This is a genomic window from Pontibacter qinzhouensis, from assembly GCF_008017455.1.
Taxonomy (GTDB): Bacteria; Bacteroidota; Bacteroidia; order Cytophagales; family Hymenobacteraceae; genus Pontibacter; species Pontibacter qinzhouensis.
This window is the reverse complement of record NZ_VRTY01000190.1, coordinates 1-2787: the sequence shown is the minus strand read 5'-3', so window position 1 is coordinate 2787 and position 2787 is coordinate 1. Positions and strand designations below refer to the sequence as shown.

7 protein-coding genes are annotated in these 2787 nt (G+C 38.8%); all 7 read right to left on the bottom strand.

Going from position 1 to position 2787, the window contains the following annotated elements; translation table 11 throughout:
- Positions 1 to 80: 80 nt before the first annotated feature.
- The 7 genes from FVR03_RS23845 to FVR03_RS23815 all read right to left on the bottom strand — a co-directional run bounded on the left by FVR03_RS23845 (position 81) and on the right by FVR03_RS23815 (position 2618).
- The gene (locus tag FVR03_RS23845; RefSeq protein ID WP_147924280.1) at positions 81 to 323 is read right to left on the bottom strand and encodes a DUF2442 domain-containing protein; all 243 of its coding nucleotides are present in this window, start codon (positions 321 to 323) and stop codon (positions 81 to 83) included.
- A 2-nt stretch (positions 324 to 325) separates the two neighbouring features.
- The gene (locus FVR03_RS23840) at positions 326 to 631 is read right to left on the bottom strand and encodes a DUF4160 domain-containing protein (protein WP_147924279.1); all 306 of its coding nucleotides are present in this window, start codon (positions 629 to 631) and stop codon (positions 326 to 328) included.
- 131 nt (positions 632 to 762) lie between these two features.
- Entirely contained in the window at positions 763 to 1107 is a 345-nt protein-coding gene (locus FVR03_RS23835; RefSeq protein ID WP_147924278.1) for a type II toxin-antitoxin system PemK/MazF family toxin, read from the bottom strand.
- The gene (locus tag FVR03_RS23830) at positions 1097 to 1327 is read right to left on the bottom strand and encodes a hypothetical protein (RefSeq protein WP_147924277.1); all 231 of its coding nucleotides are present in this window, start codon (positions 1325 to 1327) and stop codon (positions 1097 to 1099) included. Before FVR03_RS23830 ends, FVR03_RS23835 begins: the two co-directional genes overlap by 11 nt.
- Positions 1328 to 1486: 159 nt before the next feature.
- Entirely contained in the window at positions 1487 to 1813 is a 327-nt protein-coding gene (locus FVR03_RS23825) for a helix-turn-helix transcriptional regulator (RefSeq protein WP_147924276.1), read from the bottom strand.
- A gap of 3 nt (positions 1814 to 1816) precedes the next feature.
- Complete coding sequence (locus FVR03_RS23820; protein WP_147924275.1) at positions 1817 to 2158, bottom strand: type II toxin-antitoxin system RelE/ParE family toxin; 342 nt, start codon at positions 2156 to 2158, stop codon at positions 1817 to 1819.
- Positions 2159 to 2291: 133 nt separating this feature from the next.
- Positions 2292 to 2618, bottom strand: a complete 327-nt coding sequence (locus FVR03_RS23815; protein ID WP_222707312.1) for a hypothetical protein — start codon at positions 2616 to 2618, stop codon at positions 2292 to 2294.
- Positions 2619 to 2787: the final 169 nt, after the last annotated feature.

Here is a 2787-nt window from a genome sequence, read left to right as displayed (position 1 = left end):
AGCACCGGTTAAGTACAACCCGGCCTTCATTGTGGGCACTCCGTACCCAACGAAGACCTAGTTGTTGGCAAGTGTTTTTTTTATATTCTTCCCTCATGCAAGTCCCATATAGGAAAGCACATCTCATAGTCATTCCAGACAATGTCACCATACTCAATGCTGAAGCTCTTGAACTTGTCCTTGTCCAAGTACTTTTTTGTCATTGGGTTCTTGGCTTTTTCTAAGAATTTCTCGAAGTCTATGGTTTGGCTGCCCCCGTCTGAGAAGTCGAATTTTATCTTATAACCGTCCAGATAAACAGCCTTGTCAATTGAAATTATCATAGCTAATCAATCTTTTTAGTGATTATTTCCGATTTTACCTCTTTATTGTATACGAAGAAGTCAACCCATTTCTGCACAATGTCCTCCCTGAAATGCTCAGCTAACTTTCTTAACCTTTTTTCATTTTTACTGTCCAGAGGCTCTTTGCCTTTCACAGCTGATACTCTTACCTCTTTGAATTCTCCATTCTCGAAAATTATCTCAGCTTTGCTTTCCCGTCCTTGATATTTGCCGTGGACGTGAATAGGTTCATGGTCATTAGAATAAAATAAGATGATTAACCCGAAATATTCGTAAAGCTTTGGCATAAGTAATTTCTTTTAAAGTTAAAAAATTACTTCTTGTTTTTAAAATGCCCGCCAACGGCCTCGTGTAAACAGCGTGCGAGGCCGTCGGCCGTGGCATGGTGTTTACACGAGGCCGTTGGCAGACGTGCTTTTTACTCCAAGTCAAGTATGATTTTGATGTTTTCTTTTATTTTTCTTCGAGTAGAGTCGTCTAATTGACCAATCTTATGTACGAGCCTAGAGTTGTCAATTGCTCTGATTTGGTCAATCATAACGTCGCAATCCTCTTTTAAGTTAGCTGTTCCTCTTTTCAGGTGAATCCTTAATATGTGTGATTCAGGTTGAACATTGGTAGTCACGGGGCAAACGACAGTAGAGGGATGGGATTTGTTAAGAAGATCCGTTTGAATGATAACGACAGGTCTCACTTTTCCTGTTTCAGTCCCAATCCTTGGATTTAAATCGGCAATCCAGAGTTCATACTGCTTAGCTTTCATCGCCCAGCGCTTCGAATTCCGCTAATACTGAAAGGGAATCGGTGGCTACAAGCTTTGATTCCTTGTCGAGCTGTTTGCTAAGGAGCTTGCGTTTTTGAAACTTGTTGTAAAACTCCAAAGCCTCGTTTATATATCTGTTTCTGTTCTTATTCACTTTGGATAGAATATTCTCAGTTTCCTGAAAAATATTGTCCTCCAGCTTTAGTGATAGGTTTTTCATGTTAGTAAGTTTTACATAAAGGTATATTCTTTTTGTATATACTACAAGCTTTTGTTTTTGTTTCTATGCATGACCGCCAACGGTCTCGTGTAAACGACGCGCTAGGCCGTCGGCCGTAGCATGATGTTTATACAATGTTACCTGCTGGTTTTCTTTGTTTCAAGCCACTTTAACGCTATGGTTAAGTAGTTCCACACTAAAATTGATTTTAGCGTTTAACGCCCTGAACACCTTTATCACCGTCTCGAACCTTGCGTCCGTAAGGCTATTCTCAAGCTTGGAAATTTGTGCTTTCTGAACCCCCACGAGTCGTCCGAGCTCTTCTTGTGTCAGGTTGCGCTCTTTACGCGCCTGCTTGATTGCTTCTCCAAGTAAATCCAGACGTAACTCGTACTCGAATGCTTCCCTCTTGGGTGTGCCTCTTCTACCGATATGCTTGTCGGTGATTTCTTCTAGGCTATATGACTTAAGTGTTTTCTTTTCCATGGTTCATTTAGTTTTAAGGTTAAAATAATGCTTCCTTAACCGTTCAGCCTTTTCAAGGTCGCCGGTTGGCGTTTTGCCTGTCTTCTTAACAAGCCCATGGGTCGAAATGACAACTGTATCGCTCTTTTCAGTTTTGTCCCAAAAAGCAAAAAGCCTATAATAGGTTTTGTTATAAAGGGCTCTGAACTCCCATATTTCGTCTGTCAGCTTTTTGAATATTTCTTTGTCGTTTGCTATCTGGGCTTTCCGGACGTTATAGATTATCTTCTCTCTAGCTTTTTCATCTAGATTGTCAAGAAACTCTGCAGCTTCTTCAAGAAACCTTACTTTAAATTTCTCTTTCACTCTTTTAAACGTTTCAATAAAACTATAAGTTTCTTTTTCAGGAAACAAACCTTACACAGAAAAAGCTTTATTTTTAACTTGCAGGTAACGGTGTGGTATAGCAGATGGCGAGGCATTTGCCGAAGCCTTACTGCTATATTTGGTTAAGTGCCGTACTTTTGCTTTTTATGTTTAGTATCATTTTATGGTAAGAAGTATAGGTTATAATAAGCTCAATACCTTCTTCTACACTTCCCTCTATTAAATTTTCATCTTCAAAGTCACTTTCTTTAACTTCTAACCCATTGCTCATTAGGTAACTTTTTCCTTCCTTTTTGTTTTTGATTTTATTAACAGTCGCTGCCTGAGTAACCTTTATCCCTTTTTCGAGGTCCTGCTTCAACCTAATCTTTGGTTTTTCAAATATACTGTACCAGACATAGATGATAATTAAGGAAACCCCCAACATCATTAGCATCATATCTCTAAGTGAAAATCCTATCATGAAGAATCCCAACAATGCACTAAGTGAGATAACTAAAGCACCAAATTTTAAAATTTTAGTGGCAAGAGTTTTATGTAACGCGAGTTTTGGGTTTAATTAATTGTGAATCAGTAGTTAAGACACAAAAAACAAGACAGCGCCAAAA

Coding starts and splice junctions, on each gene's coding strand:
- FVR03_RS23815 (WP_222707312.1), bottom strand. CDS start 2,618: ATGATGCTAATGATGTTGGGGGTTTCCTTAATTATCATCTATGTCTGG.
- FVR03_RS23825 (WP_147924276.1), bottom strand. CDS start 1,813: ATGGAAAAGAAAACACTTAAGTCATATAGCCTAGAAGAAATCACCGAC.
- FVR03_RS23840 (WP_147924279.1), bottom strand. CDS start 631: ATGCCAAAGCTTTACGAATATTTCGGGTTAATCATCTTATTTTATTCT.
- FVR03_RS23830 (WP_147924277.1), bottom strand. CDS start 1,327: ATGAAAAACCTATCACTAAAGCTGGAGGACAATATTTTTCAGGAAACT.
- FVR03_RS23835 (WP_147924278.1), bottom strand. CDS start 1,107: ATGAAAGCTAAGCAGTATGAACTCTGGATTGCCGATTTAAATCCAAGG.
- FVR03_RS23845 (WP_147924280.1), bottom strand. CDS start 323: ATGATAATTTCAATTGACAAGGCTGTTTATCTGGACGGTTATAAGATA.